The sequence below is a fragment of the Pantoea sp. sgz302252 genome (genome assembly GCF_047713085.1).
Taxonomy (GTDB): domain Bacteria; phylum Pseudomonadota; class Gammaproteobacteria; order Enterobacterales; family Enterobacteriaceae; genus Scandinavium.
Map to the genome: position 1 here is coordinate 82,021 of NZ_JBLFJW010000005.1, position 17,849 is coordinate 99,869.

The following is a 17,849-nucleotide window of genomic DNA, read 5'->3' on the forward strand; positions in this document are numbered from 1 at the left end:
AAGTCGACCCCTAACGGGAGACCACTTGAATTACACCAGCCTGCGTAGATGCGCAGGTTTTTTTTTGCCCAAAATCCGTGGCTTGTAACAGTTAACGCGAATCGTAACACCTCGTTGCATTTACGCTCATTCCTTTGCGTTTTCGCAGTGGCAAGCGGGGCGAGGAACGACCACAATCAAGATCCCAGAGGTATTGATTGGTGAGATTTTTTTGGTACGAACTTCGTACTTATCTCTTGCACCGACCTGCGCAGATGCGCAGGTTTTTTTTGTCCGAAAAACCACCCCCGTCCTGCATTTCCAGCGCATCTCGTGTACCCTGCAAACAGTCTTTTTATGCCAAATGGAGTTGATATGCTTTTGGGCTTTTTCCGTTTTCTTTTCAGGGTGATGTTTCGGGTTCGGATGACCGGAAATACGGCTGTGTTGAACCAGCCGAAAGTCCTGATCACCCCCAACCACGTCTCTTTTATTGACGGCATGCTGCTGGCGCTGTTTTTACCTGTGCGCCCGGTCTTTGCCGTCTATACCTCCATCAGCCAGAAATGGTTTATGCGCTGGTTGGCGCCCATCGTGGATTTCGTCCCGTTGGACCCCACCAAGCCGATGTCGATCAAGCATCTGGTGAGGATGATCGAAAGCGGCCGTCCGGTGGTTATCTTCCCGGAAGGCCGTATCTCCACAACCGGCTCGTTGATGAAAATCTATGACGGCGCAGCGTTTGTGGCGGCAAAAGCGCAAGCGGTGGTGGTGCCTGTCCGTATCGAAGGGGCTGAGCTGACGTTTGCCAGCCGCCTGAAAGGGCTGGTGAAACGCCGCTTTTTCCCGCGCATTGACATCCATATTCTGCCACCGACCTCGCTGCCGATGCCGGAAGCGCCTCGCGCCCGCGATCGCCGTAAAATTGCAGGCGAAATGCTGCATCAGATAATGATGGAAGCGCGCATGGCGGTGCGTCCACGTGAAACGCTGTATGAATCGTTGCTGACAGCGCAGTATCGCTATGGCGATCGCAAAGCCTGTATCGAAGACATCAACTTCCAGCCTGACACCTACCGCAAGCTGTTAACCAAAACGCTGTTTGTGGCGCGCATCCTGGAAAAATACAGCAAGCAGGGTGAGAAAATTGGCCTGATGCTGCCTAACGCAGGGATCAGCGCAGCGGTGATTTTCGGCGCGATTGCGCGCGGTCGCGTTCCGGCGATGATGAACTACACGGCGGGGATTAAAGGGCTTTCCAGCGCGATTACCGCAGCGGAAATTAAAACCATTTTCACCTCCCGTACGTTCCTTGATAAAGGCAAACTGTGGCACCTTCCAGAGCAATTGACGCAGGTGCGTTGGGTCTTCCTCGAAGATCTGAAAGGCGACGTGACGACGGCTGATAAGCTGTGGATTTTCGGGCATCTGTTGGCTCCGCGTCTGGCTCAGGTCAAACAGCAGCCGGAAGATGCGGCCATCATCCTGTTTACTTCAGGTTCTGAAGGTAACCCTAAAGGCGTGGTGCATAGCCACAAGAGCATTCTCGCCAACGTCGAGCAGATCAAAACCATTGCCGACTTCACCGCTGAAGACCGCTTTATGTCAGCGCTGCCATTGTTCCACTCCTTTGGCTTGACTGTCGGTCTGTTCACCCCGTTGCTGACGGGCGCAGAAGTCTTCCTCTACCCCAGCCCGCTGCATTACCGCATCGTTCCGGAACTGGTCTACGATCGTAACTGCACCGTGCTGTTCGGGACCTCAACGTTCCTTGGGCATTACGCTCGTTTTGCCAACCCGTATGATTTCCGCAAGATTCGCTATGTGGTCGCCGGGGCGGAAAAACTGCAGGAGAGCACCAAACAGCTCTGGCAGGACAAATTCGGCCTGCGCATCCTCGAAGGTTATGGCGTCACCGAGTGTGCCCCAGTGGTTTCCATTAACGTTCCAATGGCGGCAAAGCCGGGCACCGTTGGGCGTATTCTGCCAGGTATGGATGCACGTTTATTGGCGGTGCCGGGCATTGAACAGGGCGGACGTTTACAGCTCAAAGGGCCGAACGTCATGAACGGGTATTTGCGCGTAGAAAACCCTGGCGTGCTCGAAGCGCCAACGGCGGAAAACCATAACGGTGAAGTGGAAACCGGCTGGTACGACACCGGGGATATCGTGCTGTTTGACGAGCAAGGCTTTGTGCAAATTCAAGGGCGCGCTAAGCGCTTTGCGAAAATCGCCGGGGAGATGGTGTCGCTGGAAATGGTTGAGCAATTAGCCCTGGCGGTGTCACCCGACAAAATGCACGCCACGGCAATCAAGCAAGACGCCAGTAAGGGCGAGGCGCTGGTGCTGTTTACCACCGATAATGAGCTGACGCGAGACAAGCTGCAGCAACAGGCGCGTGCGAGCGGTGTGCCAGAGCTGGCTGTGCCACGCGATATTCGTTTCCTGAAGCAGATGCCGCTGCTCGGCAGCGGTAAACCGGACTTCGTCACCCTCAAGGGAATGGTCGATCAGGCGGAAAACCATAATGAGTGAGTCAGTACACACTAATACGTCGCTCCGATCGAAAGGCATGCTGGCGGTCATCTGTGCCCAGTTCCTGTCGGCGTTTGGCGATAATGCTTTGCTGTTTGCCACGCTGGCGCTGATGAAGCAGCAGTTCTACCCGGACTGGAGTCAGCCGATCCTGCAAATGGTGTTTGTGGGCGCTTACATTCTGTTTGCCCCGTTTGTCGGGCAGTTTGCCGACAGCTTCCCGAAAGGCCGGGTAATGATGGTCGCCAACGCCATGAAGCTGATTGGCGCGGCGTCCATCTGTGCTGGCGTGAACCCGTTTATCGGCTACACGCTGGTGGGCGTGGGGGCGGCGGCTTACTCTCCGGCGAAATACGGCATTCTGGGTGAATTGACCACCGGCGATAAACTGGTGAAAGCCAACGGATTGATGGAGTCTTCCACCATCGCGGCTATCCTGCTGGGTTCCGTGGCGGGCGGGGTACTCGCCGACTGGCACGTGCTGGCGGCACTGGGTGTTTGCGCCTTTGTGTATGCCGGAGCGGTTGTCGCCAACCTGTTTATCACCCGTTTGCCTGCGGCCAGGCCAGGGCAGTCGTGGCGCTTTAAGGCGATGACGCAGAGCTTTTTCTCTGCCTGTAAAACGCTGTGGTTAAACCGCGAAACTCGCTTCTCGCTGGTTGGCACCAGCCTCTTTTGGGGCGCGGGCGTCACGCTGCGTTTTCTGCTGGTGCTATGGGTGCCTGTGGCGCTGGGTATTACAGATAACGCCACGCCGACGTACCTCAACGCGATGGTTGCGGTGGGCATTGTGGCAGGCGCAGGGGCCGCGGCGAAACTCATCACCCTGGAAAGCGTCGCGCGCTGTATGCCGGCGGGCATTTTGATTGGCGTATTGGTGGTTATCTTTGCCGTGCAGCATGCTCTGCTGCCTGCTTACGGGCTGCTGTTGCTGATTGGGGTTTGCGGTGGGTTCTTTGTCGTCCCGCTCAATGCCTTGCTACAGGAACGCGGGAAGCACACCGTCGGCGCGGGCAATGCCATTGCCGTGCAAAACCTGGGTGAAAACAGCGCGATGCTTATCATGCTTGGCCTGTATTCACTGGCGGTGATGGTCGGCATTCCGGTCGTGGGCGTTGGGATTGGCTTTGGCGCGTTGTTCGCTCTGGCGATTGTCGTGCTTTGGGCTTGGGGCAAAAAAGATAGATAATGCCCGGCGGCGCTTCGCTTGCAGGGCCTACAAATCACAATGCGCTTTGTAGGCCGGATAAGCGTAGCGCCATCCGGCAATAAAAAGGGAACCTGGCGGTTCCCTTTTTTACATCCTACGGTGCCGGGTAGGTATAAACCTGATGCACCGCTTCAATTTCCGCCAGCACGTCTTCGCTCAACTCCAGGTGATAGCTCTCCACGTTGGTTTTGAGCTGTTCCAGCGTTGTTGCGCCCAGCAAGGTGCTGGCGACGAACGGCTGACGACGGACAAACGCCAGCGCCATCTGTGCCGGGTCAAGGCCGTGGCGTTTCGCGATATCAACATAGGCCGCAACGGCTTTCTGCGCTTGCTCGCCGCTATAGCGAGTAAAGCGGCTGAACAGCGTATTACGCGCCCCCGCTGGTTTGGCACCGTTAAGGTATTTACCTGTCAGCGTGCCGAACGCCAGGCAAGAATACGCCAGCAGTTCTACGCCTTCATATTGGCTAACTTCCGCAAGACCGACTTCGTAGCTGCGGTTCAGTAAGCTGTACGGGTTCTGGATTGTCACGATACGTGGCAGGTCATGCTTATCTGCCAAATGCAGATAGCGCATCACACCGAATGCGGTTTCGTTCGAGACGCCGATGTAGCGAATTTTGCCCGCGCGCTGGAATTCAGCCAGTGCTTCAAGGGTTTCCAGCAGCGTGACCACTGGCTGTGACTCGGTCCACTGATAGCCCAGCTTGCCGAAGCAGTTAGTGGCACGCTGTGGCCAGTGAACCTGATAGAGGTCGAGGTAGTCGGTTTGCAGTCGTGTCAGGCTGTTATGCAGCGCATCGCGAATGTTTTTGCGATCGAGTGCCTGATTAGGACGAATGCCGCTGTCGTTATTACGCGACGGGCCGCTGACTTTTGAAGCCAGCACCAGCTTTTCACGGCTGCCGTGTTTTGCCAGCCAGTTGCCGACATAAGTTTCTGTCAGCCCCTGGGTTTCCGGGCGAGGAGGAACAGGGTACATCTCTGCGACGTCAATCAGGTTAATGCCCTGAGAAACGGCGTAATCGAGCTGTGCATGGGCGTCGGCTTCGCTGTTTTGTTCACCAAACGTCATTGTGCCAAGCCCCAGAGTGCTGATCTCCAGTGAGCTGTGGGGGATACGGTGATAGTGCATAGCCGCCTTCCTTTATCTGAATCAACAACGTCAGGCGTGACCCGCCCGACAAAGGAATATAAACATGGCAGATGCGAGGAAAAAGCGGAAGCAAAAAATCAAAAAGGGCAGCGGAGCGGAGCTGAGACTGATGATGAACACATCACGATGCAGGACGAACAAAAAACACCTGATAAAAAATAAGGAAAATCAATTCATTGATTTTCACCTGATCATCACAAAGAAGGAAAAACCACGTTTTTTCCTTCTTTGTCTGCCAATGTGAGGCCAGCGGGGCTGACCTGTTTTCTTTTAGCGCTTAATGATTTGGGAAACATCGTCACGGTTGATTTGCATTCTGTTGCCTTGCTGATCTTCGTAACTGATGAGGCCAGTGTCATCATCAACTTCTGGCTTACCGTCCGTCAGGATCATACGGCCATCTTTTGTTGCCATCACGTAGTCACTGCTGCAACCGGAAACAGCAAAAACCAGCCCTACCGCGGAAATCAAAACTGCCCATTTTGTCATCGTTATCACCCTCATATGACCGCAACTCCTATCATTCTAGTAATAACCCGGTAAGCAGTAAGTAAAAAGCAGTAAAATCTTAAAAAGATTGCGGGGCAGCGCGCAAATTGGCGCTGCCAGATGTTTAAAGAGGATTCTTTTTGTTTCGCAACAGGTTGAGGCTTTCCACCGCAATAGAGAAAAACATCGCGAAATAAATATAGCCTTTCGGCACGTGAATACTGAAACTTTCCAGCATTAAGGTGAAGCCCACCAGAATCAGGAAGGAAAGCGCCAGCATTTTGACGGAAGGATGGCGGTCAACAAATTCGCCAATCGGGCGAGCAGCGAACATCATCACGCCAACGGCAATCACCACGGCAGCCATCATAATGAACAGATGGTCGGAAAGGCCAACGGCGGTAATCACCGAATCCAGACTGAAGATAATATCGAGCAACATTATCTGCACTATCGCGCCAAAGAAGGAGTGCACGTTGGTTTTAAGGCTCTCTTCTTCGCCCTCAATCGTTTCGTGGATCTCCTTACAGGCTTTCCAGATAAGGAAGAGTCCACCAAACAGCAGTATAAGGTCACGTGCCGAAAATGTGTGCTCAAACAGCGTAAACAGCGGGTTGGTCAGCCTCACGACCCAGGCGATAGAGGCCAGCAGTGCCAGACGCATGAGCATCGCAGCCATCAATCCGAGGCGGCGAGCATAGTTACGCTGTGCTGTAGGGAGTTTCGCGACGACCAAAGAAAGGAAAATAATATTATCGATACCCAGGACAATCTCGAGAATGGTCAGCGTTCCAAGAGCCATCCACGCGTTGGGATCGGTTATCCATGCAAATAACATTGTAAATCCTGCCAGGTACTAAAAGTGCGATTATAAGCCTTTGCGACGGGTTAACCCAAACGAATAATGTCAGAGCAAAAAGTGGTGAGCGAGCAGGGCAGTGGTGAAATTCTTCTTCAGGTAGAACCCGCGTGGCAGCGTCATGATCGGCTCGCCATGAAGCCCTACGGCTTCCGTCAGCGCCTTGCTATTGGCGGCTTTTGGCCGAAGCTGTAAGACCTCGCCGTGTCGGGCGGTGATGCGTTCTACCTGCCCGAGCACAATAAGATCCATCAGCTCTTCCCAGTCCATCCGCAGCTGATGTTCCTCTTCCTCGTTAGGACTCCACAGCAGCGGCGCACCCACGCGACGTTCAGCGAGGGGAATGGAGCGCTCGCCTTCGACAGGCACCCAAAGCACGCGTTTGAGCTTATGACGGACGTGGCTGGTTTCCCAGGTCACGCCGCTGTTGCCGGTGAGCGGAGCCACACAGACAAAGGTGGTTTCGAGAGGACGTCCATTGCTGTCTATCGGGATCGTCTTCAGTTCGACGCCCAGCGCGGCAAAATCCTGCTCCGGTTTACTGCCTGCGCTGGCGCCCAGCCAGATTTCGAGCAAGACGCCGATCCAGCCTTTGTCACGCTTTAGATCCGGAGGAACAGGGAGTTTCGCCATCGCCGCCAGCTCACCCAGGCTGTATCCCGCAAGTTGCTGTGCCTGGCTCAAAAGTTGAGCTTCAGACTGCGGGGGCTGACGCAGTGGAGTAAGAATGGACATAACGCAACGCCTTTGGTGAAAAAATGAGCGGGGATGTATCCCGTTGTGGAAGAAGTTTACCTCTTTCTGGAAAACTTAACCAATGCGATGATTTTACGGTATTTTTTGTTCGTTGGGTGAGCCAATTCTAACGAGTTAAAAAGGTTACCCTCATTCTGGTCACTGACAATGAACAGGATCTTACACCCTGTTATCCACAGAAAAATGGGATAACTGTGAAAAAGAGCCACTACTGTTTCGATTTACAGCCTTGACGTGCGACGAAAATCCAATTTTCACACAAAAAGTGTCTAAGTTAGTGGCACAATCTGTGGATAAAAACGACGTTGTTCGATCTTTCATCAGTCAAAGGATCTCCTGTGTGATGAAAATCACGTTGTTGCAGGTTTAATGAAAAATGACTACGCTAACCTAATGAATAAATTACTATTATAATTACAGCGACGATGAGCGCATTGCGGTGTATTCAGGGTTTTCCCGCGGTAATTCCACACTTCTTCACAAGTCTATCCACAGAAAAAGTGAATAAAATGGCGCAAAAAAGGCTCTCGCTGTTTATAACTTTGATGATTACTGTGAGTTATTCAAATGTTATCCGATGTTACTGCCGAAAGAGAGTGGTTTACCGTTTCCGGCGAGTGTGAAACAATCATTCACATTGAAGCTTATTTAGAGGTAGTCCGGTGATTGATGACGATGGCTACCGCCCAAATGTTGGAATTGTAATCTGCAACCGCCAGGGCCAGGTGATGTGGGCCCGACGGTATGGTCAGCACTCCTGGCAATTCCCTCAGGGAGGGATAAATCCAGGTGAAACGGCTGAACAGGCGATGTATCGGGAATTGTTTGAAGAGGTCGGTTTAAGCCGTAAAGATGTACGGATACTGGCTTCTACCCGAAACTGGCTGCGCTACAAGTTGCCAAAACGTTTGGTGCGTTGGGACACAAAGCCGGTTTGTATCGGCCAGAAACAAAAATGGTTTCTTCTGCAGTTGATGAGCAGTGATGCCGACATCAACATGCAAACCAGCAGTACACCGGAGTTCGATGGCTGGCGTTGGGTAAGTTACTGGTATCCGGTGCGTCAGGTGGTGTCGTTTAAACGCGATGTCTACCGTCGGGTGATGAAAGAATTCGCGGGTGTTGTCATGTCGCTGACGGAGGCTCCTCCTAAGCCGCAAAGCGCGCCTGCCTGGCGACGTAAAAGAGGTTAAGCCACGCACATTATGCTCACCCGGTTGCGAGAAATCGTCGAGAAAGTGGCCAGTGCGCCCCGTGTTAACGAGGCTCTCGATATTTTGGTCACGGATATCTGCCAGGCAATGGAAACCGAGGTCTGCTCGGTTTACCTGGCCGATCACGACAGGCGCTGTTACTACCTGATGGCGACACGGGGGCTGAAAAAACCACGGGGCCGCACCATTACGCTCGCATTTGACGAGGGCATTGTGGGCCTGGTGGGCCGCCTGGCGGAACCCATTAACCTTGCCGATGCGCAAAAACACCCCAGCTTCAAATACATCCCGTCTGTAAAAGAAGAAAAATACCGTGCCTTCCTTGGGGTGCCGATCATACAGCGCCGCCAGTTGCTCGGTGTGCTGGTTGTTCAGCAGCGGGAACTTCGTCAATACGATGAAAGCGAAGAGTCCTTCCTCGTTACGCTTGCCACGCAGATGGCAGCCATTCTTTCCCAATCGCAGCTAACCGCGCTGTTTGGCCAGTATCGCCAGACCCGTATTCGCGCGTTGCCTGCTTCCTCGGGCGTGGCGATAGCTGAAGGCTGGATGGATGCCACTCTCCCGCTGATGGAGCAGGTCTATGAAGCTTCCACGCTGGACACAGCGCTGGAACGTGAACGCCTGACAGGTGCGCTGGAAGAGGCTGCGGGCGAGTTCCGCCGCTACAGCAAACGCTTTGCGGCCGGGGCGCAGAAAGAAACGGCGGCCATTTTCGATCTTTATTCACACCTGCTTTCTGACGCCCGTTTGCGTAAAGAGCTGTTCGCCGAGGTGGACAAAGGCTCCGTCGCTGAATGGGCCGTCAAAACCATCATTGAGAAATTCGCCGCCCAGTTTGCTGCGCTAAGCGATGGTTATCTCAAAGAACGCTCTGGAGATTTACGCGCACTTGGGCAGCGCCTGCTGTTCCATCTTGATGATTCCATTCAGGGCGCGAATGCCTGGCCTGAGCGCTTTGTGCTGGTGGCGGATGAGCTTTCTGCGACCACGCTCGCGGAAGTGCCGCAAGACAGGCTGACGGGCGTCGTGGTGCGAGACGGTGCGGCCAACTCGCATGCCGCAATTATGGTTCGTGCGCTGGGTATTCCGACGGTGATGGGCGCTGACATTCAGCCTTCTGCCCTGCATGGCCGTATGCTGGTGGTGGATGGCTATCGTGGTGAGCTGTTGGTCGATCCTGAGCCAGTGCTGCTGCAGGAATATCAGCGTCTCATCAGCGAAGAAAATGAGCTTAGCCGCATCGCTGAAGACGACGTGGATCGTCCGGCACAACTGAAAACGGGCGAACGAGTCAAAGTTATGCTCAATGCTGGCCTCAGCCCGGAACATGAGCAAAAACTGGGTAGCCGCATCGACGGTATCGGTCTGTATCGTACCGAAATCCCGTTCATGCTGCAGAGCGGTTTCCCGTCTGAAGAAGAGCAGGTTTCCCAGTATCAGGGCATGTTGCAGATGTTCAACGACAAGCCGGTCACGCTGCGAACGCTCGATGTCGGTGCGGATAAACAACTGCCTTACATGCCTATCAGTGAAGAGAACCCATGCCTGGGCTGGCGTGGTATACGCATAACGCTCGATCAGCCGGAAATTTTCCTCGTTCAGGTTCGCGCCATGTTGCGAGCCAATGCGGCAACGGGGAATCTCAGCATTCTGTTGCCGATGGTGACCAGCATTGATGAAATTGATGAGGCAAAACGCCTGATCGAACGTGCCGGGCGAGAAGTGGAAGAGATGATTGGCTATGAAATTCCGAAGCCGCGTATCGGTGTGATGCTGGAAGTGCCGTCGATGGTCTTCCTGATGCCACACCTGAGCAGCCGGGTGGATTTCATTTCTGTCGGGACTAACGATTTAACACAGTATCTTTTGGCGGTGGATCGCAACAACACCCGCGTGGCAAGCATCTACGACAGCCTTCATCCGGCGCTGTTGCGAGCCCTGTCGATGATTGCGCAAGATGCTGAACGCCATGACATCGATCTGCGAGTGTGCGGTGAAATGGCGGGCGATCCGATGTGCGTCACCATTCTGATTGGTCTTGGGTTCCGCCATCTTTCGATGAACGGGCGTTCTGTCGCTCGTGTAAAATACATGCTTCGCAACATCGAACTGGCCGATGCGCAGAATCTGGCGCAGCGCAGTCTCGAGGCGCAACTCACCACGGAAGTGCGCCATCAGGTGGCCGCCTTTATGGAACGCCGTGGGCTGGGTGGTTTAATTCGCGGCGGTCGCTAAAGCCTGAAGACCCTCTTCATCACCGAAGAGGGTTCGATCATTTAGCTATACAGATCTTTTACATCTTTCCTCGCCTCACCCTTTCCCGGCTTATGCTATCATTCGCCACTTTGGAGCAGCCGTTTGGCTGCAGATCGCTACCGCTGACCACTTTCAGCGGAATAACAAGTATTTGTGGTGACAGATGAACAGTGGGTATCTGCATTTCCCGGACTTCGATCCGGTGATTTTCTCCATCGGACCGGTTGCGCTTCACTGGTATGGCTTGATGTACCTGGTGGGGTTTGTGTTCGCCATGTGGCTGGCTACGCGCAGGGCGAATCGTCCGGGCAGCGGCTGGACGAAAAACGAAGTCGAAAACTTGCTGTATGCAGGCTTCCTCGGGGTTTTCCTCGGCGGGCGTATTGGCTATGTCCTGTTTTACAACATGCCTGTTTTCCTGCAAGACCCGCTCTACCTGTTCCGCGTCTGGGACGGCGGGATGTCCTTCCACGGCGGCCTGATTGGCGTGATTGTGGTGATGATCGTCTTTGCGAAACGCACTAAACGCACCTTCTTCCAGGTGGCCGATTTCATTGCGCCGCTGATCCCATTTGGTCTGGGCTGCGGGCGTCTGGGCAACTTTATCAACGGTGAGCTGTGGGGCCGCGTTGATCCGAGTTTCCGCTTCTCGATGCTGTTCCCGGGCTCCCGTGCAGAAGATCTGGCGCTGCTGCCATCGCACCCGGAATGGCAGTCTCTGTTTGATCAATACGGCGTGCTGCCGCGTCATGCCTCGCAGCTCTATGAGCTGGCGCTTGAAGGCGTGGTGCTGTTTATCATCCTTAATTTGTTTATCCGCAAACCACGTCCTACCGGGTCGGTATCAGGGCTGTTCCTGATTGGCTACGGCTTATTCCGCATCATCGTTGAGTTTTTCCGCCAGCCAGATGCGCAGTTCACCGGCGCGTGGGTGCAGTACATCAGCATGGGCCAGATCCTGTCCATTCCGATGGTGCTCGCGGGGATTATCATGATGGTTTGGGCTTATCGTCGCCCGCAGCAACAAGTGTCCTGAGGAACCATGAAACAGTATCTTGATTTGATGCAAAAGGTGCTTGATGAAGGCGCCCAAAAAAATGACCGCACCGGGACCGGCACGCTGTCGATTTTCGGCCACCAGATGCGTTTTAACCTGCAGGAAGGTTTCCCGCTGGTGACCACCAAGCGCTGCCATCTGCGCTCAATCATTCATGAACTGCTGTGGTTCCTGAAAGGCGACACCAACGTGGCTTACCTGCATGAAAACAATGTCTCCATTTGGGATGAATGGGCAGACGAGCAGGGCAATCTTGGGCCGGTTTACGGCAAGCAATGGCGCGCGTGGCCCACTCCGGATGGTCGTCACATCGATCAAATCACCACCGTCATGAACCAGCTGAAAAACGATCCGGATTCACGCCGCATCATCGTTTCTGCCTGGAACGTGGGCGAACTGGATAAAATGGCGCTGGCACCGTGCCACGCATTTTTCCAGTTCTACGTGGCAGACGGTAAACTTTCCTGCCAGCTGTATCAGCGTTCCTGCGACGTGTTCCTCGGCCTGCCGTTCAACATCGCCAGCTATGCGCTGCTGGTGCACATGATGGCGCAGCAGTGCGACCTGGAAGTCGGTGATTTTGTCTGGACCGGGGGCGATACGCACCTGTACAGCAACCACATGGAACAGACTCACCTGCAGCTGACCCGCGAGCCGCGAGCATTGCCAAAGCTGATTATCAAACGTAAACCGGCGTCTATCTTTGACTACCAGTTTGATGATTTTGAAATCGAAGGTTATGACCCGCACCCGGGCATTAAAGCGCCAGTGGCTATCTAATCTGAGTCACGCTTATCCAAACCGGCCAATGGCCGGTTCAGACTGCTGACAAAGAAGGAAAAAGCGTGGTTTTTCCTTCATTGTGGTTATCAGCCGAAAATCAATAAATTGATTTTCCTTGTTTTTTTATTCGGTACCCTATGACAAATCTCATTCGTTAGAGGTTTGTCATCACTCTCAACCGGCCAATGGCCGGTTTTGTTTTTTCTGAGGCGCGCTTCCTGTGTTAATGCAACGGCCTGCAAGCCACGCCGTTTGTGCTGAATCCTCCTCGTAATATCCTGATTTCCTGTTCGCATTGCCTTTTCGCAAGCGACATAGTTCGCCCATGAAACGAGAACAGGGCTACACCCTTATTGAAATGCTGGTCGCGATATCGCTGATGATTGCCCTCAGCGCAGGCGGGCTTTATGGCTGGCAACGCTGGCAGCAGCAACAGCGGCTTTGGCAAACTGCTTCGCAGGTCAGGGACTATCTGGTGATGTTGCGTAATGACGCAAACTGGCATAACCGCGATCGCCTTCCGCGAAAAGAGAGCCACGGCACAAGCTGGTGCCTGAATGCGGCAGACGAAGGCACAGCGGATTGCACATCTGAACATCTGTTTGTGCTGCGCCCGCAGTGGCCTGAGGTGGTGCTCAGTGAACTGACCCCGTCGCTGGCTTTTTACGGCTTACGCAACACTGCCTGGCCTGGGCATATCACGCTTAAAAGCGGTGATACCAGTTGGACCATCGTTATCTCTAACTGGGGGCGAGTCCGTTTATGCAGGGACGGGAGTGACGTCGCGTGTCAGTAAATCAACAGGGGTTTTCGCTGGTGGAGGTGCTAATCGCGATGGCGATCAGCAGTGTGCTCTTGCTCGCCACCGCGCGGTTTTTACCAGCATTACAAATGATGGCGATAAAGCAAACCCAGCGTCAGGCGCTGAACGAGGAAATCTGGCAGCGAGTGTTTACGATCTCTCGCCAGATACAGCGAGCAGGCTTTTGCCGCGGAACCTGCGTCGGAGAAGGGCTTGTACTTGAATCACATTGCCTGCTATCGCGCTGGGACAGCAACCTGAACGGCAAGTGGGAAGAGACACCCGCCAACACGGCTGAAGTGACTGGCATCAGACTGCAAAACGGCGCAATTGAAACGCTGCGCGGGGCGACAAGCTGCGCGGGAAAAGGATGGGAGAAAATGACGGATCCTGATTTTATGCTGATTGACGACTTGAGCATCACCCGCCACGACAGCAGCGGGTTTCCGCCTGAGTTCACTATAAACCTGCAAGGACATTTGACATCGCGCCCGGAAACTCAGGTGTCCGCCCGCTACAGCGTGACAGGACATAATCTGTGAAGAATCAGCAAGGCATGTCCTCTTTGCTGCTGGTTTTGCTGATGTTGGTGCTTGGCAGCCTGACATTGCAGGGGCTGGGTGTTCAGCATCAGGCGTTGCTCTTGCAAACCAACATGGAAATGACCGCCTTGCAGGAGAGCGCCAACGCAGATTCTTTGCTGGAATGGGGAAGCGTGAATTCCTGGACGTCAGGGCAGGATGAACAATGTGTGCAAATGGCCCTTTATACTGGGCGCGTTTGTTTGCGCGTTTTTGAAGATGACACGGTACTCATGATGGCAAACAGCGGCGGGCAGTTTCGATGGCTCATAGGGGCTTTAGATAACAATGTTCTTCAGTTTGATAACCATGGCTGGAGCGATTTCTGCCCACGTAAGGAGGCGGCACAATGTCTGCTTCCTTAAATCGAGAGCAAGGTTTTAGCCTGCCAGAGGTATTGCTCAGCGTGGTGTTGATGATCATGGTGGTCACCGCGCTTACCGGCGGGATAAGCCATATTACCAACGGGAATGCGCAGCTTGCTCAATACCGGCAGCTCTGGCGTGAAGCATGGCGGCAAACACAGCGGCAAAGCACACCTCCAGGCGATAACTGGCAGGCCAACCGTGTGCAGACAAGTTACCAAAGATGTGTCAGCATCTCAGTCACGATCACCACGCCATTGGGCCGACAGGGGAAAATGTCCCGTCTGCATTGCCCACACCGTTAATGGCTTAACCGCGAGCGTCAGGAGCGAATATGTTACGGGTCTACCACTCCAACCGTCTGGATGTGCTGGAAGCATTGATGGAGTTTATTGTTGAGCAGGACCGGCTCAGCGACCCTTTCGAGCCTGAAATGGTGCTGGTACAGAGTACCGGCATGGCGCAATGGTTGCAGATGACGCTGTCAAAACGCTTTGGCATCGCGGCGAATATCGATTTTCCTCTCCCGGCGAGCTTCATCTGGGACATGTTTGTGCGCGTTCTGCCTGATATCCCCGAGCAAAGTGCCTTCAACAAGCAAAGCATGAGCTGGAAGTTAATGACACTGCTGCCAGAGATGCTCGAACTTGAAGCGTTTGCGCCGTTGCGTCACTACCTGGCGGAAGACAGCGATAAACGAAAGCTCTTCCAGTTGGCCTCGCGCGTGGCGGATCTTTACGATCAATACCTGGTTTATCGTCCGGAATGGCTGACTCGCTGGGAAGCCGATCAGCTTGTTGATGGCATCGACGATGCACAGTTGTGGCAGGCGCCTTTATGGAAAGCGCTGGTGGAACATACTGCCGCGCTGGATCAGCCGCTCTGGCACCGTGCCAACCTCTACCAGCGTTTTATTTCGGCTCTGGAAAACAGCGACCAGCCACCGACTGGGCTGCCGTCTCGCGTCTTTATTTGTGGGATCTCCGCGCTTCCTCCTGTGTATCTTCAGGCGTTGCAGGCATTAGGCAAACACGTTGATGTTTATGTCCTTTTCACCAACCCTTGCCGTTACTACTGGGGCGACATCAAAGATCCGGCTTTCCTGGCAAAACTGATGGCACGCCAGCGCCGACATCATCGGGAACAGCGTGAATTACCACTGTTTCGTGATGCGGAACAAGCGCCTGCTCTCTTCAATGCCGAAGGCGAACAGGATATCGGCAACCCGATGCTGGCTTCGTGGGGCAAACTGGGCCGGGATTACATCTACCTGCTTGCCGGGCTGGAACGCTATCAGGAGCTGGATGCGTTTGTGGATATTGAGCCTGACAATCTGCTGCATAACCTGCAGTACGATGTGCTCGAACTGCAGAATCACGCTATCGCCGGACGTACGGCGGAAGAGTTTGCGAACAGCAGAAGTAAACGAACATTAGATCCTGACGATCGCAGCCTGACGATCCACGTTTGTCACAGCCCACAGCGTGAAGTGGAAGTCTTGCACGACAGGCTGCTGGCAATGCTGGAAGCCGATCCTGAGCTCACCCCGCGGGACATCATTGTGATGGTGTCGGATATCGACAGCTACAGCCCCTTCATTCAGGCGGTGTTTGGCAGCGCGAGCGGCGAGCGGTATGTGCCGTGGGCAATATCGGACAGACGTGCCCGTCAGTCTCATCCTGCCTTACAGGCCTTTATCACCTTACTTTCTTTGCCGGATAGCCGCTTTGCCAGTGAAGATGTGCTCGCGTTGCTGGACGTGCCGGTGATTGCGGCGCGTTTCAACATCGACGAAGAAGGGCTGCGCTATTTACGCCAGTGGGTGAGTGAATCGGGCATCCGTTGGGGTCTGGATGATGACAACGTGCGGGAGTGGGAACTGCCAGCAACCGGGCAGCACACGTGGCAGTTTGGCCTGACGAGAATGTTGTTGGGCTATGCCATGGAAAGCGCGCAGGGCGAGTGGCATTCCGTATTACCTTACGATGAATCGAGCGGTCTGATTGCGGAGCTGGTGGGGCATCTGGCGTCGTTATTGATGAAACTGAACCAGTGGCGGCAAACGCTGGTGGAGGAGAGAAGCCTCGCGGACTGGCTGCCCGTTTGCCGGGAAATGCTCACCGATTTTTACCTTCCAGATACAGACACCGAGGCTGCACTGGCGCTGATTGAACAGCAGTGGCAGGGAATCATCGATCAGGGGCTGGCATCGCATTACGGCGAAACCGTGCCGCTGTCTTTGCTGCGCGATGAGTTAGCGCAGCGTCTTGACCAGGAGCGCATCAGTCAGCGTTTCCTCGCCGGACCGGTGAACATCTGTACCCTGATGCCGATGCGTTCGATTCCTTTCAAAGTGGTTTGCCTGCTGGGGATGAATGATGGTATCTACCCGCGTGCGCTTGCCCCGCTTGGTTTTGATTTGATGAGTCAGAAACCGGTTCGTGGCGACCGTAGCCGTCGTGATGACGACCGCTATCTGTTCCTGGAAGCGCTGATGTCCGCCGAACAAAAACTTTACATCAGCTACATCGGCCGCTCGATTCAGGACAACAGCGAACGCTATCCGTCGGTGCTGGTTCAGGAACTGGTCGACTACATTGGTCAGAGCCATTGCCTGAATGGCGACGAGGCACTGAACTGCGATGAAAGCGAGCAGAAGGTCAAACAACACATCACGCAATTGCACACCCGCATGCCGTTCGATGCTGCCAATTTCCAGCCAACGGAAAGCCAAAGCTATGCCCATGAGTGGCTGGCGGCTGCGAGTCAGCAGGGCGAAGCGCACGGTGATTTTATCCAGCCATTGCCGCCGTTAGCATTTGAATCCTTGCCCTTTGAGCAGCTGCAGCGCTTCTGGCTGCACCCGGTGCGAGCCTTTTTCCAGATGCGCTTGCAGGTCAATTTCCGCACCGAAGAGAATGAGATCCCCGAAACGGAACCCTTCACCCTGGAAGGGCTGACCCGCTACCAGCTTAATCAACAACTGGTCAATACGCTGGTGGATGAACAGGATGCAGGCCTGATGTTCAGGCGATTCCGTGCCGCCGGTGAGCTGCCCTACGGCGCATTTGGTGAAATAGCCTGGGACAGCCAGCGTCAGGAAATGCAGGCGCTGGCCGACAGAGTGAATGCCTGTCGCCAGCCCGCGAAAAGTCTGGAAATCGATTTGCACTGTGACGGCGTCAACATTACCGGATGGCTGCCGCAGGTACAGTCGGACGGTCTGTTACGCTGGCGTCCGTCCTTACAGAACGTTTCGCAGGGAATGCAACTTTGGCTGGAGCATCTTGTCTACTGTGCGAGTGGCGGAACAGGCGAGAGCAGGCTGTTTCTTCGTAAAGAAGGCGAGTGGCGATTCCCACCGCTTGCGCCTCAGGAAGCCTTGCTCTACCTGGCTGAACTGGTGAAAGGCTACCGGGAGGGCATGTCTCAACCGCTGCTGTTTTTGCCCGAAAGCGGAGGTGCATGGCTGAAGGCCTGTTACGACGCCGAAAATAATGTCATTTTATGGGATGAAGAGACACAGCAAAAAGCTCGTGGCAAGTTTATACAAGCCTGGGAAGGCGGAATGATGGTGAATGGCGAAGGGGCCGATGTGTGGTATCAGCGCTTATGGCGTACCCTGGAACCGGAAACTTACGACGCGATCATTGCGCAGGCCGAACGTTATCTGGCCCCCATTTTTCGCTTCAACCAAGCTTAAGTACTGTATAAAAATTGCGCAATAATTCGCTTTCCATTATTATGCGCAACTTGTCACGGACTGATGTTCACCAGTGAGGCTGCCATTGAGAGCCGCCCTGA

General features: G+C 54.2%; 17 protein-coding genes and 1 pseudogene. 13 read left to right on the forward strand and 5 right to left on the reverse strand.

The window, feature by feature from the left end:
- The first annotated feature begins 354 nt into the window (after positions 1 to 354).
- Positions 355 to 2,514, forward strand: coding sequence for a bifunctional acyl-ACP--phospholipid O-acyltransferase/long-chain-fatty-acid--ACP ligase (gene aas / locus ACLW56_RS05590; protein ID WP_330982910.1), 2,160 nt, complete (start codon positions 355 to 357; stop codon positions 2,512 to 2,514).
- The gene (gene lplT / locus ACLW56_RS05595; protein WP_330982818.1) at positions 2,507 to 3,703 is read left to right on the forward strand and encodes a lysophospholipid transporter LplT; all 1,197 of its coding nucleotides are present in this window, start codon (positions 2,507 to 2,509) and stop codon (positions 3,701 to 3,703) included. The genes aas and lplT overlap by 8 nt, the downstream gene beginning before the upstream one ends.
- 115 nt (positions 3,704 to 3,818) lie before the next feature.
- Here the strand turns inward: lplT and ACLW56_RS05600 are convergent, their stop codons facing one another.
- Entirely contained in the window at positions 3,819 to 4,859 is a 1,041-nt protein-coding gene (locus ACLW56_RS05600; RefSeq protein WP_330982819.1) for an NADP(H)-dependent aldo-keto reductase, read from the reverse strand.
- A 36-nt stretch (positions 4,860 to 4,895) separates the two neighbouring features.
- Between ACLW56_RS05600 and ACLW56_RS05605 the strand changes: the two genes are divergently transcribed.
- Positions 4,896 to 5,042 carry a hypothetical protein gene (locus ACLW56_RS05605; RefSeq protein ID WP_330982820.1) on the forward strand — a complete coding sequence of 49 codons (147 nt, stop codon included), beginning with the start codon at positions 4,896 to 4,898 and terminating at the stop codon, positions 5,040 to 5,042.
- A 108-nt stretch (positions 5,043 to 5,150) separates the two neighbouring features.
- On the opposite strand, the gene ACLW56_RS05610 is transcribed toward ACLW56_RS05605, so the two are convergent.
- The 4 genes from ACLW56_RS05610 to ACLW56_RS05625 form a co-directional block, all read right to left on the reverse strand.
- Positions 5,151 to 5,369 (reverse strand): YgdI/YgdR family lipoprotein, encoded by a 219-nt coding sequence (locus tag ACLW56_RS05610; protein ID WP_330982821.1) that lies wholly within the window; start codon positions 5,367 to 5,369, stop codon positions 5,151 to 5,153.
- 124 nt (positions 5,370 to 5,493) lie between these two features.
- The gene (locus ACLW56_RS05615; protein ID WP_330982822.1) at positions 5,494 to 6,207 is read right to left on the reverse strand and encodes a TerC family protein; all 714 of its coding nucleotides are present in this window, start codon (positions 6,205 to 6,207) and stop codon (positions 5,494 to 5,496) included.
- Between the two features lie 69 nt (positions 6,208 to 6,276).
- The gene (mutH, locus tag ACLW56_RS05620) at positions 6,277 to 6,963 is read right to left on the reverse strand and encodes a DNA mismatch repair endonuclease MutH (RefSeq protein ID WP_330982823.1); all 687 of its coding nucleotides are present in this window, start codon (positions 6,961 to 6,963) and stop codon (positions 6,277 to 6,279) included.
- A gap of 56 nt (positions 6,964 to 7,019) precedes the next feature.
- Positions 7,020 to 7,205, reverse strand: coding sequence for a hypothetical protein (locus ACLW56_RS05625; protein ID WP_415377594.1), 186 nt, complete (start codon positions 7,203 to 7,205; stop codon positions 7,020 to 7,022).
- On the opposite strand from ACLW56_RS05625, the pseudogene ACLW56_RS05630 reads away from it, so the two are divergent.
- The 10 genes and pseudogenes from ACLW56_RS05630 to recC form a co-directional block, all read left to right on the forward strand.
- Positions 7,151 to 7,282 (forward strand): annotated as a pseudogene (locus tag ACLW56_RS05630) (hypothetical protein); the annotation flags it as partial. The gene ACLW56_RS05625 and the pseudogene ACLW56_RS05630 overlap by 55 nt on opposite strands.
- Positions 7,283 to 7,646: 364 nt before the next feature.
- Positions 7,647 to 8,177 carry an RNA pyrophosphohydrolase gene (rppH, locus tag ACLW56_RS05635; RefSeq protein ID WP_330982824.1) on the forward strand — a complete coding sequence of 177 codons (531 nt, stop codon included), beginning with the start codon at positions 7,647 to 7,649 and terminating at the stop codon, positions 8,175 to 8,177.
- Between the two features lie 12 nt (positions 8,178 to 8,189).
- Entirely contained in the window at positions 8,190 to 10,436 is a 2,247-nt protein-coding gene (gene ptsP / locus ACLW56_RS05640) for a phosphoenolpyruvate--protein phosphotransferase (protein ID WP_330982825.1), read from the forward strand.
- Between the two features lie 184 nt (positions 10,437 to 10,620).
- Positions 10,621 to 11,493: a prolipoprotein diacylglyceryl transferase gene (gene lgt, locus ACLW56_RS05645; protein ID WP_330982826.1), complete on the forward strand. Its 873-nt coding sequence runs from the start codon at positions 10,621 to 10,623 to the stop codon at positions 11,491 to 11,493.
- 6 nt (positions 11,494 to 11,499) lie between these two features.
- Positions 11,500 to 12,294, forward strand: a complete 795-nt coding sequence (gene thyA, locus ACLW56_RS05650) for a thymidylate synthase (RefSeq protein ID WP_330982827.1) — start codon at positions 11,500 to 11,502, stop codon at positions 12,292 to 12,294.
- Positions 12,295 to 12,622: 328 nt separating this feature from the next.
- Positions 12,623 to 13,093 (forward strand): prepilin peptidase-dependent protein, encoded by a 471-nt coding sequence (locus tag ACLW56_RS05655; RefSeq protein ID WP_330982828.1) that lies wholly within the window; start codon positions 12,623 to 12,625, stop codon positions 13,091 to 13,093.
- Positions 13,084 to 13,641: a prepilin peptidase-dependent protein gene (locus tag ACLW56_RS05660; protein WP_330982829.1), complete on the forward strand. Its 558-nt coding sequence runs from the start codon at positions 13,084 to 13,086 to the stop codon at positions 13,639 to 13,641. The genes ACLW56_RS05655 and ACLW56_RS05660 overlap by 10 nt, the downstream gene beginning before the upstream one ends.
- Positions 13,638 to 14,045, forward strand: a complete 408-nt coding sequence (locus tag ACLW56_RS05665; RefSeq protein WP_330982830.1) for a DUF2509 family protein — start codon at positions 13,638 to 13,640, stop codon at positions 14,043 to 14,045. The genes ACLW56_RS05660 and ACLW56_RS05665 overlap by 4 nt, the downstream gene beginning before the upstream one ends.
- Positions 14,030 to 14,350, forward strand: a complete 321-nt coding sequence (locus ACLW56_RS05670; RefSeq protein WP_330982831.1) for a prepilin-type N-terminal cleavage/methylation domain-containing protein — start codon at positions 14,030 to 14,032, stop codon at positions 14,348 to 14,350. The genes ACLW56_RS05665 and ACLW56_RS05670 overlap by 16 nt, the downstream gene beginning before the upstream one ends.
- 29 nt (positions 14,351 to 14,379) lie before the next feature.
- Positions 14,380 to 17,748, forward strand: a complete 3,369-nt coding sequence (gene recC / locus ACLW56_RS05675) for an exodeoxyribonuclease V subunit gamma (RefSeq protein WP_330982832.1) — start codon at positions 14,380 to 14,382, stop codon at positions 17,746 to 17,748.
- The last annotated feature ends 101 nt before the right edge of the window (positions 17,749 to 17,849 follow it).

Excerpts from the sequence above, each read along its gene's own strand:
- lgt (WP_330982826.1), top strand. The coding sequence starts at position 10,621 with ATGAACAGTGGGTATCTGCATTTCCCGGACTTCGATCCGGTGATTTTC.
- ptsP (WP_330982825.1), top strand. The coding sequence starts at position 8,190 with ATGCTCACCCGGTTGCGAGAAATCGTCGAGAAAGTGGCCAGTGCGCCC.
- ACLW56_RS05610 (WP_330982821.1), bottom strand. The coding sequence starts at position 5,369 with ATGACAAAATGGGCAGTTTTGATTTCCGCGGTAGGGCTGGTTTTTGCT.
- lplT (WP_330982818.1), top strand. The coding sequence starts at position 2,507 with ATGAGTGAGTCAGTACACACTAATACGTCGCTCCGATCGAAAGGCATG.
- recC (WP_330982832.1), top strand. The coding sequence starts at position 14,380 with ATGTTACGGGTCTACCACTCCAACCGTCTGGATGTGCTGGAAGCATTG.
- ACLW56_RS05600 (WP_330982819.1), bottom strand. The coding sequence starts at position 4,859 with ATGCACTATCACCGTATCCCCCACAGCTCACTGGAGATCAGCACTCTG.
- aas (WP_330982910.1), top strand. The coding sequence starts at position 355 with ATGCTTTTGGGCTTTTTCCGTTTTCTTTTCAGGGTGATGTTTCGGGTT.
- ACLW56_RS05615 (WP_330982822.1), bottom strand. The coding sequence starts at position 6,207 with ATGTTATTTGCATGGATAACCGATCCCAACGCGTGGATGGCTCTTGGA.
- thyA (WP_330982827.1), top strand. The coding sequence starts at position 11,500 with ATGAAACAGTATCTTGATTTGATGCAAAAGGTGCTTGATGAAGGCGCC.
- mutH (WP_330982823.1), bottom strand. The coding sequence starts at position 6,963 with ATGTCCATTCTTACTCCACTGCGTCAGCCCCCGCAGTCTGAAGCTCAA.
- ACLW56_RS05655 (WP_330982828.1), top strand. The coding sequence starts at position 12,623 with ATGAAACGAGAACAGGGCTACACCCTTATTGAAATGCTGGTCGCGATA.
- ACLW56_RS05670 (WP_330982831.1), top strand. The coding sequence starts at position 14,030 with ATGTCTGCTTCCTTAAATCGAGAGCAAGGTTTTAGCCTGCCAGAGGTA.